This is a genomic window from Ramlibacter sp. (genome assembly GCF_041916345.1).
GTDB lineage: Bacteria > Pseudomonadota > Gammaproteobacteria > Burkholderiales > Burkholderiaceae_C > Ramlibacter.
Genome location: NZ_JAYRZR010000078.1, coordinates 1 through 19,404 on the forward strand (window position 1 = coordinate 1; position 19,404 = coordinate 19,404).

Sequence of the window (19,404 nt, forward strand, 5' to 3'; positions counted from 1 at the left end):
ACGGCAAGGTGGGCAACTCGGGCGTGTCCATCGCCACCCTCGACGACATGAAGGTGCTGTACGCGGGCTTCGACCTGTGCGACCCGGCGACCTCGGTCTCGATGACGATCAACGGGCCGGCGCCCAGCATCCTGGCCATGTTCATGAACACGGCCATCGACCAGAACCTGGAGAAGTTCCGCGCCGACAACGGCCGCGAGCCCACCGACACCGAGGCCGCGAAGATCCGTGAATGGGTGCTGGCCAACGTGCGCGGCACCGTGCAGGCCGACATCCTGAAGGAGGACCAGGGCCAGAACACCTGCATCTTCAGCACCGAGTTCAGCCTCAAGGTGATGGGCGACATCGCGGAGTACTTCGTGCACCACGACGTGCGCAACTTCTACTCCGTCTCCATCTCCGGCTACCACATCGCCGAGGCCGGCGCGAACCCGATCAGCCAGCTCGCCTTCACGCTCTCCAACGGCTTCACGCTGGTGGAGGCGTACCTGGCGCGGGGCATGCACATCGACGACTTCGCGCCCAACCTGAGCTTCTTCTTCAGCAACGGCATGGACCCGGAGTACACGGTGCTCGGCCGCGTGGCGCGCCGCATCTGGGCGGTGGCCCTGCGCGACCGCTACGGCGCCAACGAGCGCAGCCAGAAGCTGAAGTACCACATTCAGACCTCCGGCCGCAGCCTGCACGCGCAGGAGATCCAGTTCAACGACATCCGCACCACGCTGCAGGCGCTGATCGCGATCTACGACAACTGCAACTCGCTGCACACCAACGCGTTCGACGAGGCCATCACCACGCCGACGGAGGACTCAGTGCGCCGCGCCATGGCGATCCAGCTCATCATCAACCGCGAGTGGGGACTGGCGAAGAACGAGAACCCGAACCAGGGCGCCTTCGTCATCGACGAGCTGACCGAGCTGGTCGAGGAGGCGGTGCTGGCCGAGTTCGAGCGCATCGCCGAGCGCGGCGGCGTGCTCGGCGCCATGGAGACGGGCTACCAGCGCGGCCGCATCCAGGACGAGAGCATGCACTACGAGATGCAGAAGCACACCGGCGAGCTGCCCATCATCGGCGTCAACACCTTCCGCAATCCGCACGGCGATGCCATTCCCGAGAAGCTGGAACTCGCCCGCTCCACCGAGGAAGAGAAGCAGAGCCAGCTCGAGCGGCTGCGCGACTTCCATGCGCGCCACGCGGATGCGGCACCGGCCATGCTGAGACGCCTGCAGCAGACCGTCATCGACAACGGCAACGTGTTCGCGGTGCTGATGGATGCGGTGCGTGTGTGCTCGCTCGGGCAGATCACCAACGCCTTGTTCGAGGTCGGCGGGCAGTACCGGCGCAACATGTGACGGGCGCGGGCCGGCGCGCGCAGTCAGGCATCTGACAGGCAAGGCGCGCCACCTCAACGCGCCGAGAGCTCTGTTTTTGATAGCACGAGAGCCTTTTCCGAAAGGGCTTTCGACCGGTCTCTTGCACATGACCCGGCGCGACGCAGCTGGCTCACGCAAAACTACGTAAGGACGAACCCCCTTCTTGCGGTGCAGCACGCGCGACGACCATCGCGGCTCCCGGGACATGCCGTCCCGCGTGTGCCCCGACGGAGGAGACCTTGCCCGCTGACATCATCCTGGAGACCCGTGGACTGACGAAGGAGTTCAAGGGTTTCGTCGCCGTGAACAACGTGGACCTGCAGGTCCGCCGCGGCGACATCCATGCGCTGATCGGTCCCAATGGTGCCGGCAAGACCACGTTCTTCAACCTGCTCACCAAGTTCCTGCCGCCCACGCGCGGCACGATCACCTACCTGGGCACCGACATCACGCACGAGAAGCCGGCACAGACGGCGCGCCGCGGCATCGTGCGCTCGTTCCAGATCTCGGCCGTGTTCCCCCACATGACGGTGCTGGAGAACGTGCGCGCCGCGCTGCAGCGCAACCTGGGCACCAGCTTCCACTTCTGGAAGCCCGAGCGCTCGCTGCACCCGCTGCATGCCCGCGCGCATGAGCTGCTGGCCGCGGTGGACCTGCAGGACTTCGCCACCGAGCTGACGGTCAACCTGCCCTACGGCCGCAAGCGCGCGCTGGAGCTGGCCACCACGATGGCGCTGGAGCCTGACCTGATGCTGCTCGACGAGCCCACGCAGGGCATGGGCCACGAGGACGTGCACCGCGTCACCGAGCTGATCAAGAAGGTGTCCGCCGGCCGCACCATCCTGATGGTGGAGCACAACATGAACGTGGTGTCGTCCATCGCCGACCGCATCACGGTGCTGCAGCGCGGCGCCGTCATCGCCGACGGCACTTACGCCGAGGTCTCCGCCAATCCCCAGGTGATCGAGGCGTACATGGGCACGGCCAGCACCGAACTGCAGGGAGCCCACTGATGGCCCAGACCGAATTCCTCCGCATCGACAACCTGCACGCCTGGTACGGCGAGTCGCATGTGCTGCATGGCGTGAACCTCAGCGTGAACGAAGGCGAGGTGGTCTCGCTGCTGGGCCGCAATGGCGCCGGCCGCACCACCACCATGCGCGCCATCGTGGGCCTCACGGGGCGCCGCACCGGCTCCATCCGCATCCGCGGCCAGGAAGCCGTGGCCATGCCGCCGCACAAGGTGGCCCGCCTGGGCATCGGCTACTGCCCCGAGGAGCGCGGCATCTTCGCCAGCCTCTCCGCGGAAGAGAACCTGATGCTGCCGCCCACCATCGCCGAAGGCGGCATGAGCGTGGCGGAGATCTACGAGATGTTCCCCAACCTGAAGGAGCGCGCCGCGAGCCCGGGCACGCGCCTGTCGGGCGGCGAGCAGCAGATGCTGGCCGTGGCGCGCATCCTGCGCACCGGCGCGCGCCTGCTGCTGCTGGACGAGATCTCCGAGGGCCTGGCCCCGGTGATCGTGCAGAAGCTCGCCGAGACCATCCGCACGCTCAAGGCCAAGGGCTACACCATCGTGCTGGTGGAGCAGAACTTCCGCTTCGCCGCGCCGCTGGCCGACCGCTTCTACGTCATGGAGCACGGCAAGATCGTGCGCGAGTTCGCGCAGGACCAGCTCAACGACAACATGGCCATGCTCCAGGAATACCTGGGCGTCTAGGCCAGCCGCTTTCCCACGCCGCCAACCCTTTCTTCATCCAAGGAGCATTCCGCATGAAACTCAAGACCCTCGCAGCCGTCATCGCCCTGGGCCTCGGCACCGGCGCCGTCCTCGCCCAGGCCAACCAGCCTGTGAAGATCGGTTTCATCACCGACATGTCCAGCCTGTACGCCGACATCGACGGCCCCGCGGGTGGCGAGATGATCCGCTGGGCCGTGCAGGACTTCGGCGGCAAGGTGCTGGGCCGCAACATCGAGGTGCTGACCGCCGACCACCAGAACAAGGCCGACGTGGCCAGCTCCAAGGCGCGCGAGTGGATCGACAAGGACGGCCTGTCGCTGCTGATCGGCGGCACCAACTCCGGCACCGCCCTGGCGATGTCCAAGGTCGCCTCCGAGAAGAAGAAGCCCTTCATGGTGATCGGCGCCGGCTCCGCCCGCCTGACCAACGAGGACTGCAACCCCTACACCGTGCACTACGCCTACGACACGGTGGCGCTGGCCAAGGTGGCCGGCTCCGCCCTGGTGAAGGCCGGCAACAAGGACTGGTACTTCCTGACGGCCGACTATGCCTTCGGCCACTCGCTGGAGAACGACGCCGCCACCGTGGTGAAGGCCAACGGCGGCAAGGTGGTGGGCACGGTGCGCCACCCGCTGAACGCTTCCGACTTCTCGTCCTTCCTGCTGCAGGCCCAGGGTTCCAAGGCCCAGATCCTCGGCCTGGCCAACGCCGGCGGTGACTTCACCAACGCGGTGAAGGCCGCCAAGGAATTCGGCATCAACAAGACCATGAAGGTCGCCGGCCTGCTGGTGTTCATCAACGACGTGCACTCCCTGGGTCTCGCCAACACCGAAGGCCTGCAGCTGGCCGACAGCTGGTACTGGAACCAGGACGACGCCTCGCGCGCGTTCGCCAAGCGCTTCTTCGAGAAGTACAAGCGCATGCCCTCCAGCCTGCAGGCCGCCGACTACTCGGCCACCCTCACCTACCTGAACGCCGTCAAGGCCGCCGGCACGACCGACACCGACAAGGTGATGGAGATGATCAAGAAGAACGGCGCCAATGACTTCTACAGCAAGGGCAAGGTGCGCGCCGACGGCCGCATGATCCACGACATGTACCTGTTCCAGGTCAAGGGCCAGAAGGAGTCCACCACGCCGTGGGACTACTACAAGCAGGTGGCCAAGGTCCCGGGCGACCAGGCCTTCACCACGCTGGCCGAGTCCAAGTGCTCGCTGGTCAAGAAGTGATGTGCTGAACGGGTGGCGCCCGCGCGGCGCCACCCAGCCCCCTGATCCCTAGCCCCTGGCACCCCATGGAAATCTTCGGCATTCCCCATCAGGCGTTCCTGGGCCAGCTCATGCTGGGCCTGGTCAACGGCGCCTTCTACGCCATGCTCAGCCTCGGCCTGGCCGTCATCTTCGGGCTGCTGGACATCGTCAACTTCGCCCACGGCGCGCTCTACATGCTGGGGGCTTTCGCGGCCTGGATCATGCTCGACAAGTGGGGCGTGAACTACTGGTTCGCCCTGATCCTGGCCCCCTTGATCGTGGGTGCCCTGGGGGTCGTGATCGAACGGCTCTTCCTTAAGCGGCTGTACGGGCTGGACCCGTTGTACGGCCTGCTGCTCACCTTCGGCCTGTCGCTCATCCTGGAAGGCATCTTCCGCGAGCAGTACGGCGTGTCCGGTCAGTCCTACCCCGTGCCCGAGCTGCTGAGCGGCGCCACCAACCTCGGCTTCATGATCCTTCCCAACTACCGGGCCTGGGTCGTCGTCGCCTCCATCGTGGTCTGCCTGGGCACCTGGTTCCTGATCGAGCGCACCCGGCTGGGCGCCTACCTGCGCGCCGGCACCGAGAACTCGAAGCTGGTGCAGGCCTTCGGCGTCAACGTGCCGCTGATGGTGATGCTCACCTATGGCGCCGGCGCCGCCCTGGCCGCGCTGGCCGGCGTGCTGGCCGCGCCCATCATCCAGGTCACGCCCCTCATGGGCTCCAACCTGATCATCGTCGTCTTCGCCGTCGTCGTGATCGGCGGCATGGGCTCCATCCTCGGCTCCGTCATCACCGGCCTCGGGCTGGGCGTGGTCGAGGGGTTCACCCGCGTGTTCTACCCCGAAGCATCCAACGTCGTCGTGTTCGTCATCATGGCCATCGTGCTCATGCTGCGTCCGGCGGGCCTGTTCGGCAAGGAGGCCTGACCCATGACCGCCAGCACCGCCAATCCCCCCGTCGTCGCCGCCAGCGCGCCCGGCGCCGGAGAGCCTGCCCACGGCATGAGCAGGACCTTGCGCAACACCTACCTGGGCCTGCTTGCCCTTGCGGTCGTCGCGCCGCTGGTGGGCCTGTACCCGGTGTTCGTGATGAAGCTCCTGTGCTTCGCGCTGTTCGCCTGCGCCTTCAACCTGCTGCTCGGCTTCACCGGCCTGCTGTCCTTCGGCCACGCGGCCTTCTTCGGCGGCGCCGCCTACGTGACCGGCTGGTTCGTCAAGGCCCAGTCCTGGACGCCCGAGCTGGGCATCCTGGCCGGCGTGGTGGTCGCGGCGCTGCTCGGCCTGGTGGTCGGCCTGGTCGCCATCCGCCGCCAGGGCATCTACTTCGCGATGATCACGCTCGCGCTGGCGCAGATGGTGTTCTTCGTCTGCCTGCAGGCGCCCTTCACCGGCGGCGAGGATGGCCTTCAGGGCGTGCCGCGCGGCCATCTGCTGGGCCTTCTGCCGCTGGCCAACGACACGGTGATGTACTACGTGGTGCTGGCCATCTTCGTGGCCTGCTTCCTGGCCATCCTGCGCGTCGTCACCTCGCCCTTCGGCCAGGTGCTGAAGATGATCCGCGAGAACGAGCCGCGAGCCATCTCGCTCGGCTACGAGGTGGACAAGTACAAGCTGCTGGCCTTTGTGCTGTCGGCCGGCCTGGCTGGCCTGGCCGGCTCGCTCAAGACCATCGTGATGGGCTTCGCCACGCTGTCGGACGTGCACTGGTCGATGTCCGGCGAGGTGATCCTGATGAGCCTGCTGGGCGGCGTGGGCACCTTCTTCGGCCCCGTGCTGGGCGCCGGCATCGTGATCGCGCTGCAGAACCTGCTGGCCGACAAGGTGGGCGCCTGGGTCACCGTCATCATCGGCGGCATCTTCGTGGTCTGCGTGCTGGCCTTCCGCAAGGGCATCGTCGGCGAACTGCTGGCCTGGCGCGAGCGTCGCGGCCTGCGCAGCTGACCGGGCGTCACGGCCCGGCGGCCGCGACGCTGTCGTGCGCGCGATAGGCAAGGCCACCCGCGGGCGCTACGCTTTCCCGATTCGAAAGGAAAGCGCATGGACGATCTCTTCTCCCTCGCCGGCCGGGTGGCGCTGGTCACCGGCGGCTCGCGCGGCATCGGCCGCATGATCGCCGCCGGCTTCCTGCGTCAGGGCGCGCGGGTCTACATCACGGCGCGCAAGGCCGCCGCCTGCGACGCAACTGCCGCTGAACTGTCGGCGCTGGGCCCCTGCACCTCGCTGCCGATCGACGTGTCCACGGTGGAGGGCGCGCGCCGTCTGGCCAGCGAACTGCAGGCGCGTGAGCCGGTGCTCGACATCCTCGTCAACAACGCCGGCGCAGCCTGGGGCGAACCGTTCGACACCTTCCCGGAGACCGGCTGGGACAAGGTGGTGGACCTCAACATGAAGACGCCGTTCTTCCTCACCCAGGCCCTGCATGGCGCGCTGAAGGCCGCCGCGGCGAACCGCGTGGCCAAGGTGATCAACATCGCCTCCATCGACGGTATCTCGGTCAACCCCTGGGAGACCTATTCCTATGCCGCCAGCAAGGCCGGTCTCATTCACCTCACCAAGCGCATGGCGCTGCGGCTCGCGCAGGACAACATCGTGGTGAGCGGCATCGCGCCCGGTCCCTTCGCCTCCGACATGAACAAGGAGGCGCGAGACCACGGGGATGCCGTCGCCGAGCGCGTGCCCGTCGGCCGCATCGGCCGCGACGAGGACATGGCGGGCGCTGCGATCTATCTCGCTTCGCGCGCTGGCGACTACGTGGTGGGCGAGACCATCGTGGTGGACGGCGGCGTGTCGATCGCGCGCGGCTGAGACCGGCCGCTCAGGCCAGGCCGTCGAGCGTGTAGTTCTGCGGCCCGCGGCTCGCGATCTTGATCGCGCCCACGCGGTTGCCCAGCTCGGCGCAGCGCACCAGGTCCCAGCCCTGCTCCAGGCCGTGCAGCAGCGCGCCGCGCCAGGCGTCGCCGCAGCCCGTGGGATCCACCACCGCCGCGGCCTGCACCGGCGGCACGTGGGTGCACTGGCCGTCGACCCACACCTCGCACCCCTGGGCACCCAGGGTCACGATCAGGCCCTGCGTCCGGCGCGAGATCTCGGCACTGTCCCAGCCAGTGCGCTCGCTGAGCATCTTGCCCTCGTAGTCGTTCACGGTGACCCAGGTGGCCTGCTCGATGAAGGCTGCCAGCTCCTGGCCATCGAACATGGGCAGGCCCTGGCCCGGATCGAACACGAACGGGATGCCCGCGGCATGGAACTGCGCCGCGTGCTGCAGCATCGCGTCGCGCCCGTCGGGGGAGATCATGCCCAGCCGGATGTCCGGGCGCGCGCTGATGCGCGTCTCGTGCGCGTGCATCATCGCGCCCGGGTGGAAGGCGGTGATCTGGTTGTTGTCGCGGTCGGTCATGATCATGGCCTGCGCGGTGTAGGTGGTGTCCACGCGGCGGATGAACTCGGTGCTGATGCCCAGCGCCTGCAGCCGCTGCAGGTAGTCGGCGCCGTCGCTGCCCAGTGCCGCCATCGGCAGCGGCGTACCGCCCAGCAGCTTCAGGCTGTACGCGATGTTGCCGGCGCAACCGCCGAAGTCGCGCCGCAGCGCCGGCACCAGGAACGAGACGTTCAGGATGTGCAACTGGTGCGGCAGGATCTGGTCGGCGAAGCGGCCTTCGAAATCCATGATGGTGTCGAAGGCGAGGGATCCGCAGATGACAGCGGCCATGTTGGGGGGTGCTCCAGGGTTCAGGGATAGAAGGCCAGCAGGCGGTAGCCGGCGATGCGCGTGCCATTGGCCTGCACCGTCAGCCCGACGGCACCGGCCCATTCGGACGCAGCGGGGATCACGGGCTGGGCGGCGCCCAGCTCGTCGGCGGTCAGCACACGCCGCAGCACGGGCTGGTCCTGCATGTCGGTGAGGGTCAGCTCGATGGCCGGCACCGCGATGTCCACGGCCGCGGTGTTGCGCAGGCTGAAGCTCAGGCGATAGGTGTCGCTGCGCAGGCGGTTGAAGCCGGAGCTCTCGATGACGATGGCCTCGATCTGCCGGGGCGGCGCCAGGCGGCAGGCGAGCAACTCGCACATCTGCTGCAGCGCGGGCTTGAGCGCCGGCTGCATGAGCGCCAGGCGATCCCGGTCCTGGTAGGCCGCCTGCAGCGCGAGCACCGCCGCGAGCACCAGCACCAGCAGCGACAGCAGCACCCGCATGACCGGGCTGCGCCAGAACGCCCGGCGGCGGGCCTGGCGCACGAAGGACACTTCGCTGATGTTCGCGTCGGGCTCGACGTCGTCGCCCTGCAGCATCACCGGCCGCGAGGGCGTGCCGGCGGCAGCTGCCAAGCGCGCCTCAGCCGCTTCGGCAATGGCGGGGGTCACCAACTGCAGACCAGCATTTGTGACAACGGGCGACGCCGAGGGCGCATCGTCCGCCACCACAGCAGGCCCCTCAGGTGGGGCGGTCTCGGTCGGCACCGGCACCGGCCCCGCTGCGCGAGCGGGCCAGGGCGGCCGCGTCAGAGGGCGCTGTACCCGCGGTTCCGGCGAGGCCGCCGTGGCAGCGGGGACGGGCACCGCCGTCGTGGCAGGCGCGGACGCCGGCGCGGGGGCGGGTGGCCCGTGGACCGCCGCCGCGAAATCGGGCGCGTCTTCCAGCCGACGCGGAGATGGCGCGGGGGAGAAGTCCCAGAAAGCGGGGTCGGCCGGCGCGCCGTCGGCGGGCGACGGCGGAGTGACCAGCGGACCGGAAGGAGCGACAGGCGCCGGCGGCTCCAGCCCGGCCGGCTCGGTGATGGGGTCATCGGCGGGCAGGCCGCCAGGCAGGCGATCCGCCAGGTGGGCCGTGGCATCGAAGACTTCGGCGCAGTGGCCGCACCGCACCCAGCCTTCGGAGATCTTCAGCTGGTCCGGGACGACCCGGAACATGGTCCCGCAGGCGGGGCAGCTGGTGATCAGGCTCATGAGCCGATGATTGTAGGCGCGCGCGTTCGCGCCCTACGCGGGCTTCTGGCCCGTCATCAGGATCCAGCCATCCTCCTCGTCGGCCACGTCCAGGCGCAGCCAGGGCGCGTAGGCCTCGCGCAGCTCATCGGCCTGGCGCGACAGGATGCCCGCCAGCACCAGATGGCCGCCGGGCGCGACATGGCCGCACAGCAGCGGCGCCAGCACCTTCAGCGGCGTGGCCAGGATGTTGGCCAGCACCAGCGGGTAGATGCCGCTGGCGCGATCAGGCAGGCCGGCATCGAGCGTGACACCGTTCGCCTCGGCGTTCTGCCGCGTCGCCTGCACGGCCGCCTCGTCGATGTCCACCGCGTCGATGGCCGCGGCGCCGAACTTCGCGGCGCCGATGGCGAGGATGCCCGAGCCGCAGCCGTAGTCCAGCACGCGCGTGCCGGCAGGCGGATGCCGCGCGATCCAGCGCAGGCACATGCGCGTGGTCGGGTGCGTGCCGGTGCCGAAGGCCAGGCCAGGATCGAGGCGGATCACCTCGCGAGCGGCGGCGGGCGGCTCGTGCCAGGTGGGCACGATCCAGAAGGTGGGCGTGATCTCCACCGGCTCGAACTGCGACTGGGTGAGCCGCACCCAGTCTTCGTCGGGCACGGCCTGCACGCCCAGCACCTTGCAGCCGGCGAAGAAGTCCTGCGCGTCCAGCAGGCGCGCGGCCTCGGCCGCTTCGTCCTCGGTCGGGAACAGGGCCGTCACCAGGGAGCGCTGCCAGCCCTCCTTCGGCGGCGGCATGCCCGGCTCGCCGAACAGGGCCTGCTCGGCCGGCGTGCGCGCGTCCGCGTCCTCCACCGACACGCTCAGCACGTCGAGCGCATCGAGGGCGTCCGACACCGCCTCCACGCGATCCTCAGGGCAGAGCAGGCGCAGTTCGAACATGCCGGCTCAGCGCTTGTGATGCGACAGCCACTCTTCCAGGTAGTGGATGTTGGTGCCGCCGTCCATGAACTTGGCATCGACCATCAGCTCGCGGTGCAGCGGGATGTTGGTGTTGATGCCTTCCACCACCGTCTCGGCCAGGGCGGTGCGCATGCGCGCCAGCGCCTGGTCGCGCGTGTCGCCGTGCACGATGATCTTGCCGATCATCGAGTCGTAGTTGGGCGGCACGAAGTAGTTGTTGTAGACGTGGGAGTCCACCCGCACGCCCGGGCCGCCCGGCGCATGCCACAGCGTGATGCGCCCCGGCGAGGGCACGAAGTTGTACGGGTCTTCCGCGTTCACCCGGCACTCGATGGCATGGCCGCGGATCTGCACGTCGCGCTGGCCGAAGGGCAGCTTCTCGCCGGCGGCCACCATGATCTGCGTCTTCACGATGTCCACGCCCGTGATCAGCTCGGTCACCGGATGCTCCACCTGCACGCGGGTGTTCATCTCGATGAAATAGAACTCGCCGTTCTCGTACAGGAACTCGAAGGTGCCGGCGCCGCGGTAGCCGATCTTCTTGCAGGCGGCCGCGCAGCGGTCGCCGATGCGCTCGATCAGCTTGCGCGGAATGCCGGGCGCCGGCGCCTCCTCGATCACCTTCTGGTGGCGTCGCTGCATGGAGCAGTCGCGCTCGCCCAGGTAGACCGCGTTACGGTACTTGTCGGCCAGCACCTGGATCTCGACGTGGCGCGGGTTCTGGAGGAACTTCTCCATGTACACCGCCGGGTTGCCGAACGCCGCCTGGGCCTCGGCCTTGGTCATCTGCACGGCGTTGATCAGCGCCGCTTCCGTGTGGACCACGCGCATCCCGCGCCCGCCGCCGCCGCCCGCGGCCTTGATGATCACCGGGTAGCCGACCGACTTGGCAATGCGCCGGACCTCCGCCGGGTTGTCCGGCAGCTCGCCCTCGGAGCCGGGCACGCAGGGCACGCCGGCCTTGATCATCGCCTGCTTGGCCGACACCTTGTCGCCCATGATGCGGATGGATTCCGGCGTGGGGCCGATGAACTGGAAGCCGCTCTTCTCCACCCGCTCGGCGAAATCGGCGTTCTCGGACAGGAAGCCGTAGCCGGGGTGGATGGCCTCGGCGTCGGTCACTTCCGCCGCCGAGATGATGGCCGGCATGTTCAGGTAGCTCTGCGCCGAGGCCGCCGGGCCGATGCACACGGCCTCCTCGGCCAGCTTCACGTACTTGGCTTCGCGGTCGGCCTCTGAATAGACCATCACCGCCTTCACGCCCAGCTCGCGGCAGGCCCGCTGGATGCGCAGCGCGATCTCGCCGCGGTTGGCGACCAGGATCTTCTTAAACATGGCGCCCTCCGGGAGCGACCGTCGCGCTCGGGGCCTGGATCAGCATGCTCATGCTCATTCGATGACGAACAGCGGCTGGCCGTACTCGACCGCCTGGCCGTTCTCGCACAGGATCTGCGTGATGGTGCCGCCCTTGTCGGCCTCGATCTCGTTCAGGATCTTCATGGCCTCGATGATGCAGACCGTCTCGCCTTCCTTGACCTGCTGGCCGACCTCGACGAACGACTTGGCGCCGGGCGCCGAGGCGCGGTAGAAGGTGCCCACCATGGGCGACTTGACGATGTGGCCGGCCGGGGCCTGGGGGGCCGCTGCAGCAGCGGCCGGGGCCGGGGCCTGCCCGGCGGGTGCGGCCGCCACCGTGGCGGCGGGCAGCACCACCGGGGCCACCGGCAGCGCTTGCGCCACGGCGACCGGCCCCTTGACGATGCGCACCTTGCCTTCTGCTTCCGTGATCTCGAGTTCCGACACGTTGGACTCGGACACGAGGTCGATCAGGGTCTTGAGTTTCCGCAGGTCCATGCCCCTCTCCGTTGTTGTTTGTTGAGGACCGCGAATTTACAGCAAAACGCCGCCAACTTTCACGATCTGCCGCGAAAATCCATTCAACATTCTGACGGGCGGCTGTAGGGGGCGGGCCGGCGAAGCCCCCTGGCGGGGTCTGCGGCACCGGACGACAGCGCCTAGGCGGGCGCCGACCAAGCCTTCAAGTCGGCCTCCGTGACGCGGCCCATTCTACGCTGCCGGATGCCGCCCTTGGCGTCGAACACGACGGTGTACGGCAGGCCGCCCGTCCGATTGCCGAGCTCGCGCGTGAGGTCCGCGCCCTCCAGCCCGGCCAGCCCGATCGGGAAGGTGACCGGCAGGCGTTGCAGGAAGGTCCGCACGGCACTCGGCTGATCAATGGCCAAACCCAGCACTTGCCAGCCTTTTGACGACTGTTCGCGGTAGAAGGCGTCCAGCAAAGGCATCTCCTCCACGCATGGCGGGCACCAGGTGGCCCAGAAGTTCAGCAGCAGCGGGCGGCCGCTGAAACGGGTCATGGGGAGTTCCGGGCCTTGCGGCGTGGCGAACTTCAGGCGCCACAGGCGCTCGGCGGCGCCATCCGCGGCCGGTTGCGGCCGCAAGCGCCACCACGCGAATCCGGCGCCGGCGGCCAGGGCCACGGTGCCGACCGCACCGGCGGCCAGCCACATGCGGCGGTTGCCCGGCGACGCCTCGGACGGCGCGGCTTCGGCGATGGAGGGGGTTTCGACAGGGGTCATGGCAGTCCGTCAGGCCACCGGGGCCGCCACGGCGAGCAGCGCCCGCACGGCTTGGGTGTCACCGCGCGGCGTGCGTCCCTTGGCATCGGGCTTGAGGGCACCCCGCAGGTCGTCGTGGTCCAGGATGATCAGGTGCACGCCGATCTCCTCGGCCAGCTCCGGGCAGAGGCTGTGGATGCTGAGCGCCTCCACGGGGTCGCCATGCAGGCCGGTCACCGTGCGCGGTTCGTAGTCGACGCCGCGGTCGATCAGCAGGATCTCGGCCGACTTCGGGTCGTCGCAGAAGAGCTGGAGATAGATGTCCGACAGCCGCGTGGCCGTTCCATGCCAGACCGCTCCGGCCAGATGGGGGCGGAACTCGGCCAGCCGCTCCATCCAGGTGAGCGCCAGCCGCCGCAGCGCAGCCAGCTCGGCCGGCTGCGTGTCGGCGCAGAAGAGCTCGATGTACTCGCGCACCGCGTCTTCCACCACACCGTTGTCCGGCAGCGCGGTGCGCGCCGGCAGCCCGAGCTGGCGCACCGCCCGGCGCTTGGCGGGGCCGTACTCCAGGCCCTCCTCCACCACCAGGCGCGCGGCGGCATGGGCGATCTCGTGCGATGTGCTGTCCATCGGGTGCATTCTGCATGGACGCGGGTGCCCCCGCCTCCTACAGTGGCACCCGAGAAGGAGACCTCGCGATGAAGAGCACGATGATGCAGGCGGGCCTGTCACTCAACCACCTGCTGGAACGGGCCGGGCGGCTCTTCGGCCGCAACGAGATCGTCTCGCGCCTGCCGGACAAGACGCTTCGGCGCCACACCTATGCCGAGTACCACCGCCGCACCCGCGCGCTGGCGGCCGCCCTGCAGCAGCTGGGCCTGCGGCGCTGCGAGCGAGTGGCCACGCTGTGCTGGAACCACCACGCCCACCTGGAGTGCTACTTCGGCATCCCGGCGGCGGGCGGCGTGATGCACACGCTGAACCTGCGCCTCGCGCCGGAGGAGATCGGCTGGATCGCGGGCGACGCGAAGGACCGGTTCCTGATCGTGGACGACGTGCTGCTGCCGCTGTACCGGCAGTTCGCGCACCTGCACGCCTTCGAGCGCGTCATCGTCTTCCCCTTCTCCGGCGCTGCGGTGCCGGCGGATTGCACCGACTACGAGGCGCTGCTGGCAGGCGCCGACGCCGAGGCCTTCCAGTACGCGCCGCACGACGAGAACGACCCGGTGGCCATGTGCTACACCTCGGGCACGACCGGCCGGCCGAAGGGCGTCGCGTACTCGCACCGATCCACGGTACTGCACACGCTGGTGGCCAGCCTGGGCGACTTCTGGGGCCTGCGCGGCACCGACGTGGTGATGCCGGTCACGCCGATGTTCCACGCCAACAGCTGGGGCATGCCTTACGGCGCAGTGATGATGGGCGTGAAGCTGGTCTTCCCCGGCCCGCACCTGCACCCCGAGGACCTGCTGGACCTGATGCAGCTGGAGCCGCCCACGCTGTCGCTGGGCGTCCCCACCATCTGGATGAGCCTGATCCAAACCTTCGACGCCGCGCAGAAGCCGGATTCGCCCCACCACGGCCGCTGGAAGCTGCCGCATGGCATGCGCTCGCTGGTCGGCGGCGCCGCCGTGCCCGAGGCGCTGATCCGCGCCTTCGACCGCCACGGCATCTGGATCGAGCAGGGCTGGGGCATGACCGAGACCTCGCCGGTCTGCACCATCTCCTACCCCCGCGCGGAACTGCGTGACGCGAGCGACGACGAGAAGTACCGCCGCGCCGCCATGGCCGGCGTGCCGGTGCCGCTGGTGGACCTGCGCGTGATGGGCGACGAGGGCGAGCAGCCCTGGGACGGTCGCAGCGTGGGCGAGATCCAGGTACGCGGCCCCTTCATCACCGGCGGCTACCACGAGGTGCCCACCGATCCGGCCAAGTTCACCGAAGACGGCTGGCTGCGCACGGGCGACGTCGCCAGCGTCGATGACCTCGGCTTCGTGCGCATTACCGACCGCACCAAGGACCTCATCAAGTCCGGCGGCGAGTGGATCAGCTCGGTCGACCTGGAGAACGCGCTGATGGCCCACCCCGCGGTGGCCGAAGCCGCCGTGATCGCCATCCCCGACGAGAAGTGGAGCGAGCGGCCGCTGGCCTGCGTGGTGGTCAAGCCGGGCGCTGCGGCCGAGCCGGCGGCGCTGAACGCGCACCTGCTGGCGCAGCACTTCGCCAAGTGGCAGCTGCCGGAACGCTACGAGTTCATCGAGGCAGTGCCGCGCACCTCCACCGGCAAGTTCTGGAAGCTCAAGCTGCGCGAGCGCTTCCCGCGCTGAGGCGGTGCCCTGCCCGGCGGGCGGGATAATCCGCCGCCATGCATCTCCACATCCTCGGCATCTGCGGCACCTTCATGGGCGGCCTCGCCGCCCTGGCCCGCGAGGCTGGCCACCGGGTGACCGGCTGCGACGCCGGCGTCTACCCGCCCATGAGCGACCAGCTCCGCGCGCTGGGCATCGACCTGATCGAGGGCTACTCGGCCGACCAGATGGCGCTGCGGCCCGACGTGTGGGTCATCGGCAATGTGGTCTCGCGCGCGCGCCTGGCCGATGGCACGCCCCGCTACCCGCTGATGGAAGCCATCCTCGAATCCGGCGACCGCTACACCAGCGGACCGCAGTGGCTGGCCGAGCACGTGCTGCACGGCCGCCACGTGCTCGCGGTCGCGGGCACACATGGCAAGACCACCACCACCTCCATGCTGGCCTGGGTGCTGGAGCAGGCCGGCCTGCAGCCCGGCTTCCTGGTGGGGGGCGTGCCACTCGACTTCGGTGTCTCCGCGCGGCTGGGGGCCGCACCAGGGCCGCGCGCACCGTTCGTGATCGAGGCCGACGAATACGATACGGCCTTCTTCGACAAGCGCAGCAAGTTCCTGCACTACCGGCCCCGCACCGCAGTGCTGAACAACCTGGAGTTCGACCACGCGGACATCTTCGACGACCTCGCGGCCATCGAGCGGCAGTTCCATCACCTCGTGCGCACCGTGCCGGCCTCGGGCCGGCTCGTGGTCAACGGGCTGGAGGAAAGCCTGGCGCGCGTGCTGCACCAGGGCTGCTGGAGCGAGGTGCGCAGCTTCGGCGCCGCAGTCAGCGACTTCCAGGCGGAAGGCGAGCCGCATGACTTCGAGGTGCGCGTCGGCGGGCAGGCGGCCGGCCGCGTGCGCTGGGCGCTGGCCGGGCTGCACAACCAGCTGAACGCACTGGCCGCCATGGCCGCGGCCGAGCACGTGGGCGTGCCGCCGGCGCAGGCGGCCGAGGCCCTGTGCAGCTTCCGCAACGTGCGGCGCCGGCTGGAGGTGGTGGGCCGCGCCGGCGGCGTGACCGTGTACGACGACTTCGCCCACCATCCCACCGCCATCCGCACCACGGTCGACGGCCTGCGCCGCCGCATCGGCGACGCGCGCATCCTGGCCGTGTTCGAGCCGCGCAGCAACACCATGAAGCTGGGCACCATGGCGGCCCAGCTGCCCTGGTCACTGGAGCAGGCGGACCTGGCGTTCTGCCACGCCGGCGGCCTGGGCTGGGATCCGGCCCAGGCACTCGCGCCGATGGCGGGCCGGGCGCAGGTGGCGCGCGATATCGATCAGCTCCTGGCCCAGGTGGTGGCGGCCGCACGGCCGGGTGACCACGTGCTGTGCATGAGCAACGGCGGCTTCGGTGGCATCCACCACCGGCTGCTGCGATCACTGGGGCCGGGCGAGCCGGCGCCGCCCCAGGCCTGACGCCCCGGCGGCCCTCGCGTCCCTGTGCCCCGAGCGGTGGCACCCGCCCGCGTCAGCCCGCCCGCCGCGGCCCCGCCGACACCACGCCCGGCAGGTCCAGGCTCGCCGGCACCGTGCGCTCGAGGTCGCTCACGTGGTGCGGCTGGATCGAGGCCATCCCCAGCGTGTCCGCCGGCTGCGACGGCAGCGAGGCACCCGTGCTCCGTGGCGCGGCCTTGGCCGCCGTGGTGGTGATGGCGCCGCTGTAGTACAGGCAGCTCAGCTCCAGCGCGAGCGCCGCAGGCGCGAGGCCCGTGCGCTGGGCCAGCGCATCGAAGGCCGCGGGCTCGGCATGCAGTTCGCGCAGCAGCATCATCTGCGTCTCCCGCAGCCAGCCGGGCGGCACCCGCGGCACGTGACGAAAGTGGATCACGTCGTGCCGGTATCGCGGGGGCAGCAGGTCGCGGTCGGTCCGGCGCACGTAGGTCCACACGAGCTGGGCCGGCGTGTAGGGAATGAAGTTGCGCGGCAGGTCGTGCGCGCTGGGCGGGCGCCGGTCCCACTCCGCAGACCACAGGTCCCCCGGCGTGGCCGTGGGCAGGATGCCGACGTGGCCGGCCACGTAGTCGAGCACGGCGACCAGGCGGCCATGGTGGTTGAGATGGTGCACCGTCTGCCGCAGCGCCGCCCCCCGACGCATCACCAGCGCGCCCGCCACATAAAGACAGTGCAACGGCTGCAGCCAGGTCCCGAACAGGTGCAGCGCCGAATGCATGCCGGCCTCGTCGCCCAGGCGGAACACGCAGCGCGGCTCGAAGTCCCGGGCGGCGAGCGGCGTCGAGAAGGCGATGGGGCGGTCCACCGCGGTGAGCCGCAGGCTCGCACCCGGCTCGCGCTCATGGCCAGGGTCCACCTGCAGGTGGCCATCTTCGAGCACGCGGGTGCGGCTGCCGTTCACCCACCACGCGTCGCCCTCGGCAAACGGCGCCACGTGCCAGGGTGTCCACCCGGCTGGCAGCCGTTGCAGCGCATCGGCGATGACGGCACGCTCGGACAGGTCGAAGCCGATCACGCCGAGCTGCAGCACCGGCTGTTCGGTCATGGCGGGCAGCGCTGCGCTCATGCGGAAGCACCCTCCTGGCGGGGCGACCGGACCATCCGGCCGACGGCCCTGATTATTGGCGGGATGGCCTCGCCCCGACCATCCGCCAGACGACGCATGCCCGCGTGCGCCGGGCTACTCCCACCGCAGCGGGGCGGGCGCCGTGAAATCGGCCAACGGGCGGGCGGGCGGGGGCTCCGACGCCGGGGCGGATTCCAGCTCGGAGGGCAGCACGCTGGTGAGCGGGCGCGAGTCGGCGCTGTCGAAGCGACGCCCCAAGCCAGGCGCGGCACGGCGCGGATTCGCAGTGATGGCGCCCACGTAGTACAGCGCCGCCAGGTGCCGTGCCAGCACCGTCGGCGAGAAGGGTGCGGACGCTGCCAGCTGGTCGAAGCGCAGGCCTGGCCGCGCTGCAAGCTCGCGCAGGAGCAGCAGGTGCGCGTCGGCCAGCAAGCGCTGGGGCAGCTTGGGGGGCCGGCGGAAGTACAGGGGCCGTTCGCGGTAGTGCGGCGGCAGCAGGTCGCTCTCGGTGCGCAGGGCAAACTGCCACATGAGCTGCGACAGGCTGGCCCGCACGAACGGCGCAGGCACACGCACCGTGCCCCAGTCGCGCACACACCAGATCGCCTCAGCGAAGTCGGCCGGGGTGGCATCGGGTGCCACGGCCGTGCCGTTCTGCTGGTCGACCACGGCGACCAGCCGTCCGCCATGCAGCACTTCCCAGGGCCCGGCACCCAGCGCCGGTTGCTCGCGCACCAGGCTGGCCGCGAGGCAGAACTGGGCCACCAGGGGCTGCATCCAGGCCTCGAACCGGTGCAGCGCGGCGGCCACCGAAGCGCCGTCGCCGAGATCGAAGACACAGGCCGGCGTGAAGCCGCGCGGCGCGAGCGGCAGTGAGAAGGCCACGGGGCGGTCCACTTCCGCCAGGGTGAGCTGGATCGCGCGCTCGCTGGGCAGGCCGGGCGGCACCCGGACCATGGCATCGCCGGTCAGGCTGACCCGCGCGCCGCACAGCCACCAGGCATCGGCCTCGTGGAACGGCGCGACCTCCCAGCGCAGGCCACCGGGCCGCGGCACCTGCAGTCGCTGCCGGATGACCCTGCCGCGGGCTTCGTCGAAGCCCGCCAGACCCAGGCGCAGCGGAGGAATCGGGGTGGTCATGCGGCTCGGGCGGCGGGATCGCTCCGCCCGGGCTCGACTATAAGTCCACCGTTACTGGATGTAAACGCGTGTGACAGAAACCTCCGACTAGCGGCGACGGCGGGCGCGCACGCCCTCAGCCAGGGTCTCCAGCACCTGCAGCGAGTCGCCCCAGCCGATGCAGGCGTCGGTGATGCTCTTGCCGTAGTCCAGCTGCGAGACCTGGTCCTTGCCAGGCGTGAACTTCTGCGCCCCGGCCTGCAGGTGGCTCTCGATCATCACGCCGAACACCGAGCGGGAACCGGCCGCGAGCTGCTGCGCGATGTCGCGGGCCACCTCGATCTGCTTGTCGTGCTGCTTGCTGCTGTTGGCATGGCTGCAGTCCACCATCAGGGTGGGCGGCAGCTTGGCGGCCTCCAGTTCCTTGCAGGCGGCGGCCACGCTCGCGGCATCGTAGTTGGGCGTCTTGCCGCCGCGCAGGATGACGTGGCAGTCCTTGTTGCCGTTGGTCTGCACGATGGCGACCTGGCCGTTCTTGTGCACCGACAGGAAGTGATGCCCGCGCGCGGCGGCCTGGATCGCGTCGGTG

19 protein-coding genes are annotated in these 19,404 nt (G+C 69.7%); 9 read left to right on the forward strand and 10 right to left on the reverse strand.

The features are described from left to right. From ACE3T5_RS16845 to ACE3T5_RS16875, 7 genes are all read left to right on the forward strand, one after another. Positions 1-1,352 (forward strand): methylmalonyl-CoA mutase family protein (locus ACE3T5_RS16845; protein WP_374669246.1); only part of this gene is annotated, 1,352 nt, incomplete at its 5' end. Between the two features lie 260 nt (positions 1,353-1,612). Continuing rightward, entirely contained in the window at positions 1,613-2,386 is a 774-nt protein-coding gene (locus tag ACE3T5_RS16850; protein ID WP_374669247.1) for an ABC transporter ATP-binding protein, read from the forward strand. Continuing rightward, complete coding sequence (locus ACE3T5_RS16855) at positions 2,386-3,093, forward strand: ABC transporter ATP-binding protein (RefSeq protein ID WP_374669248.1); 708 nt, start codon at positions 2,386-2,388, stop codon at positions 3,091-3,093. Before ACE3T5_RS16850 ends, ACE3T5_RS16855 begins: the two co-directional genes overlap by 1 nt. Positions 3,094-3,146: 53 nt before the next feature. Beyond that, a complete protein-coding gene (locus tag ACE3T5_RS16860) occupies positions 3,147-4,343 on the forward strand; it encodes an ABC transporter substrate-binding protein (protein WP_374669249.1) in 1,197 nt (398 codons plus the stop codon). A 65-nt stretch (positions 4,344-4,408) separates the two neighbouring features. Next, positions 4,409-5,293 carry a branched-chain amino acid ABC transporter permease gene (locus ACE3T5_RS16865; protein ID WP_374669250.1) on the forward strand — a complete coding sequence of 295 codons (885 nt, stop codon included), beginning with the start codon at positions 4,409-4,411 and terminating at the stop codon, positions 5,291-5,293. A gap of 75 nt (positions 5,294-5,368) precedes the next feature. Beyond that, the gene (locus tag ACE3T5_RS16870) at positions 5,369-6,307 is read left to right on the forward strand and encodes a branched-chain amino acid ABC transporter permease (protein WP_374669266.1); all 939 of its coding nucleotides are present in this window, start codon (positions 5,369-5,371) and stop codon (positions 6,305-6,307) included. 96 nt (positions 6,308-6,403) lie between these two features. Next, complete coding sequence (locus tag ACE3T5_RS16875; RefSeq protein WP_374669251.1) at positions 6,404-7,171, forward strand: SDR family oxidoreductase; 768 nt, start codon at positions 6,404-6,406, stop codon at positions 7,169-7,171. 10 nt (positions 7,172-7,181) lie between these two features. Here ACE3T5_RS16875 and ACE3T5_RS16880 read toward each other — a convergent pair whose 3' ends face one another. The 7 genes from ACE3T5_RS16880 to ACE3T5_RS16910 all read right to left on the reverse strand — a co-directional run bounded on the left by ACE3T5_RS16880 (position 7,182) and on the right by ACE3T5_RS16910 (position 13,455). Next, positions 7,182-8,075, reverse strand: coding sequence for a carbohydrate kinase family protein (locus tag ACE3T5_RS16880; RefSeq protein ID WP_374669252.1), 894 nt, complete (start codon positions 8,073-8,075; stop codon positions 7,182-7,184). Positions 8,076-8,095: 20 nt separating this feature from the next. Further along, positions 8,096-9,307, reverse strand: coding sequence for a DUF3426 domain-containing protein (locus tag ACE3T5_RS16885; protein WP_374669254.1), 1,212 nt, complete (start codon positions 9,305-9,307; stop codon positions 8,096-8,098). Positions 9,308-9,340: 33 nt separating this feature from the next. After that, positions 9,341-10,228 carry a 50S ribosomal protein L11 methyltransferase gene (prmA, locus tag ACE3T5_RS16890; RefSeq protein ID WP_374669256.1) on the reverse strand — a complete coding sequence of 296 codons (888 nt, stop codon included), beginning with the start codon at positions 10,226-10,228 and terminating at the stop codon, positions 9,341-9,343. 6 nt (positions 10,229-10,234) lie between these two features. Continuing rightward, positions 10,235-11,584 (reverse strand): acetyl-CoA carboxylase biotin carboxylase subunit, encoded by a 1,350-nt coding sequence (accC, locus tag ACE3T5_RS16895; RefSeq protein ID WP_374669257.1) that lies wholly within the window; start codon positions 11,582-11,584, stop codon positions 10,235-10,237. Between the two features lie 54 nt (positions 11,585-11,638). Next, entirely contained in the window at positions 11,639-12,103 is a 465-nt protein-coding gene (gene accB, locus ACE3T5_RS16900) for an acetyl-CoA carboxylase biotin carboxyl carrier protein (RefSeq protein ID WP_374669258.1), read from the reverse strand. A 161-nt stretch (positions 12,104-12,264) separates the two neighbouring features. Continuing rightward, positions 12,265-12,846 carry a redoxin family protein gene (locus tag ACE3T5_RS16905; RefSeq protein WP_374669259.1) on the reverse strand — a complete coding sequence of 194 codons (582 nt, stop codon included), beginning with the start codon at positions 12,844-12,846 and terminating at the stop codon, positions 12,265-12,267. A gap of 9 nt (positions 12,847-12,855) precedes the next feature. After that, positions 12,856-13,455 carry a hypothetical protein gene (locus tag ACE3T5_RS16910; protein ID WP_374669260.1) on the reverse strand — a complete coding sequence of 200 codons (600 nt, stop codon included), beginning with the start codon at positions 13,453-13,455 and terminating at the stop codon, positions 12,856-12,858. Between the two features lie 68 nt (positions 13,456-13,523). Here ACE3T5_RS16910 and ACE3T5_RS16915 point away from each other — a divergent pair, with 68 nt between their 5' ends. Together ACE3T5_RS16915 and mpl are read left to right on the forward strand one after the other, a co-directional pair. Beyond that, positions 13,524-15,152: a long-chain fatty acid--CoA ligase gene (locus ACE3T5_RS16915; protein ID WP_374669261.1), complete on the forward strand. Its 1,629-nt coding sequence runs from the start codon at positions 13,524-13,526 to the stop codon at positions 15,150-15,152. 38 nt (positions 15,153-15,190) lie between these two features. Next, the gene (gene mpl / locus ACE3T5_RS16920; RefSeq protein WP_374669262.1) at positions 15,191-16,594 is read left to right on the forward strand and encodes a UDP-N-acetylmuramate:L-alanyl-gamma-D-glutamyl-meso-diaminopimelate ligase; all 1,404 of its coding nucleotides are present in this window, start codon (positions 15,191-15,193) and stop codon (positions 16,592-16,594) included. Between the two features lie 52 nt (positions 16,595-16,646). Here the strand turns inward: mpl and ACE3T5_RS16925 are convergent, their stop codons facing one another. The 3 genes from ACE3T5_RS16925 to ACE3T5_RS16935 all read right to left on the reverse strand — a co-directional run. After that, the gene (locus ACE3T5_RS16925) at positions 16,647-17,696 is read right to left on the reverse strand and encodes a hypothetical protein (RefSeq protein ID WP_374669263.1); all 1,050 of its coding nucleotides are present in this window, start codon (positions 17,694-17,696) and stop codon (positions 16,647-16,649) included. Between the two features lie 114 nt (positions 17,697-17,810). Continuing rightward, a complete protein-coding gene (locus ACE3T5_RS16930; RefSeq protein ID WP_374669264.1) occupies positions 17,811-18,836 on the reverse strand; it encodes a hypothetical protein in 1,026 nt (341 codons plus the stop codon). Positions 18,837-18,923: 87 nt separating this feature from the next. After that, positions 18,924-19,404: 3-deoxy-7-phosphoheptulonate synthase (locus ACE3T5_RS16935; protein ID WP_374669265.1), on the reverse strand; the 481-nt coding region annotated here is incomplete at its 5' end.

Excerpts from the sequence above, each read along its gene's own strand:
- ACE3T5_RS16930 (WP_374669264.1), bottom strand. The coding sequence starts at position 18,836 with ATGACCACCCCGATTCCTCCGCTGCGCCTGGGTCTGGCGGGCTTCGAC.
- accB (WP_374669258.1), bottom strand. The coding sequence starts at position 12,103 with ATGGACCTGCGGAAACTCAAGACCCTGATCGACCTCGTGTCCGAGTCC.
- ACE3T5_RS16905 (WP_374669259.1), bottom strand. The coding sequence starts at position 12,846 with ATGACCCCTGTCGAAACCCCCTCCATCGCCGAAGCCGCGCCGTCCGAG.
- ACE3T5_RS16860 (WP_374669249.1), top strand. The coding sequence starts at position 3,147 with ATGAAACTCAAGACCCTCGCAGCCGTCATCGCCCTGGGCCTCGGCACC.
- ACE3T5_RS16910 (WP_374669260.1), bottom strand. The coding sequence starts at position 13,455 with ATGGACAGCACATCGCACGAGATCGCCCATGCCGCCGCGCGCCTGGTG.
- ACE3T5_RS16915 (WP_374669261.1), top strand. The coding sequence starts at position 13,524 with ATGAAGAGCACGATGATGCAGGCGGGCCTGTCACTCAACCACCTGCTG.
- ACE3T5_RS16880 (WP_374669252.1), bottom strand. The coding sequence starts at position 8,075 with ATGGCCGCTGTCATCTGCGGATCCCTCGCCTTCGACACCATCATGGAT.
- prmA (WP_374669256.1), bottom strand. The coding sequence starts at position 10,228 with ATGTTCGAACTGCGCCTGCTCTGCCCTGAGGATCGCGTGGAGGCGGTG.
- ACE3T5_RS16865 (WP_374669250.1), top strand. The coding sequence starts at position 4,409 with ATGGAAATCTTCGGCATTCCCCATCAGGCGTTCCTGGGCCAGCTCATG.
- ACE3T5_RS16885 (WP_374669254.1), bottom strand. The coding sequence starts at position 9,307 with ATGAGCCTGATCACCAGCTGCCCCGCCTGCGGGACCATGTTCCGGGTC.
- ACE3T5_RS16875 (WP_374669251.1), top strand. The coding sequence starts at position 6,404 with ATGGACGATCTCTTCTCCCTCGCCGGCCGGGTGGCGCTGGTCACCGGC.
- ACE3T5_RS16870 (WP_374669266.1), top strand. The coding sequence starts at position 5,369 with ATGAGCAGGACCTTGCGCAACACCTACCTGGGCCTGCTTGCCCTTGCG.
- ACE3T5_RS16925 (WP_374669263.1), bottom strand. The coding sequence starts at position 17,696 with ATGAGCGCAGCGCTGCCCGCCATGACCGAACAGCCGGTGCTGCAGCTC.
- mpl (WP_374669262.1), top strand. The coding sequence starts at position 15,191 with ATGCATCTCCACATCCTCGGCATCTGCGGCACCTTCATGGGCGGCCTC.
- ACE3T5_RS16855 (WP_374669248.1), top strand. The coding sequence starts at position 2,386 with ATGGCCCAGACCGAATTCCTCCGCATCGACAACCTGCACGCCTGGTAC.
- accC (WP_374669257.1), bottom strand. The coding sequence starts at position 11,584 with ATGTTTAAGAAGATCCTGGTCGCCAACCGCGGCGAGATCGCGCTGCGC.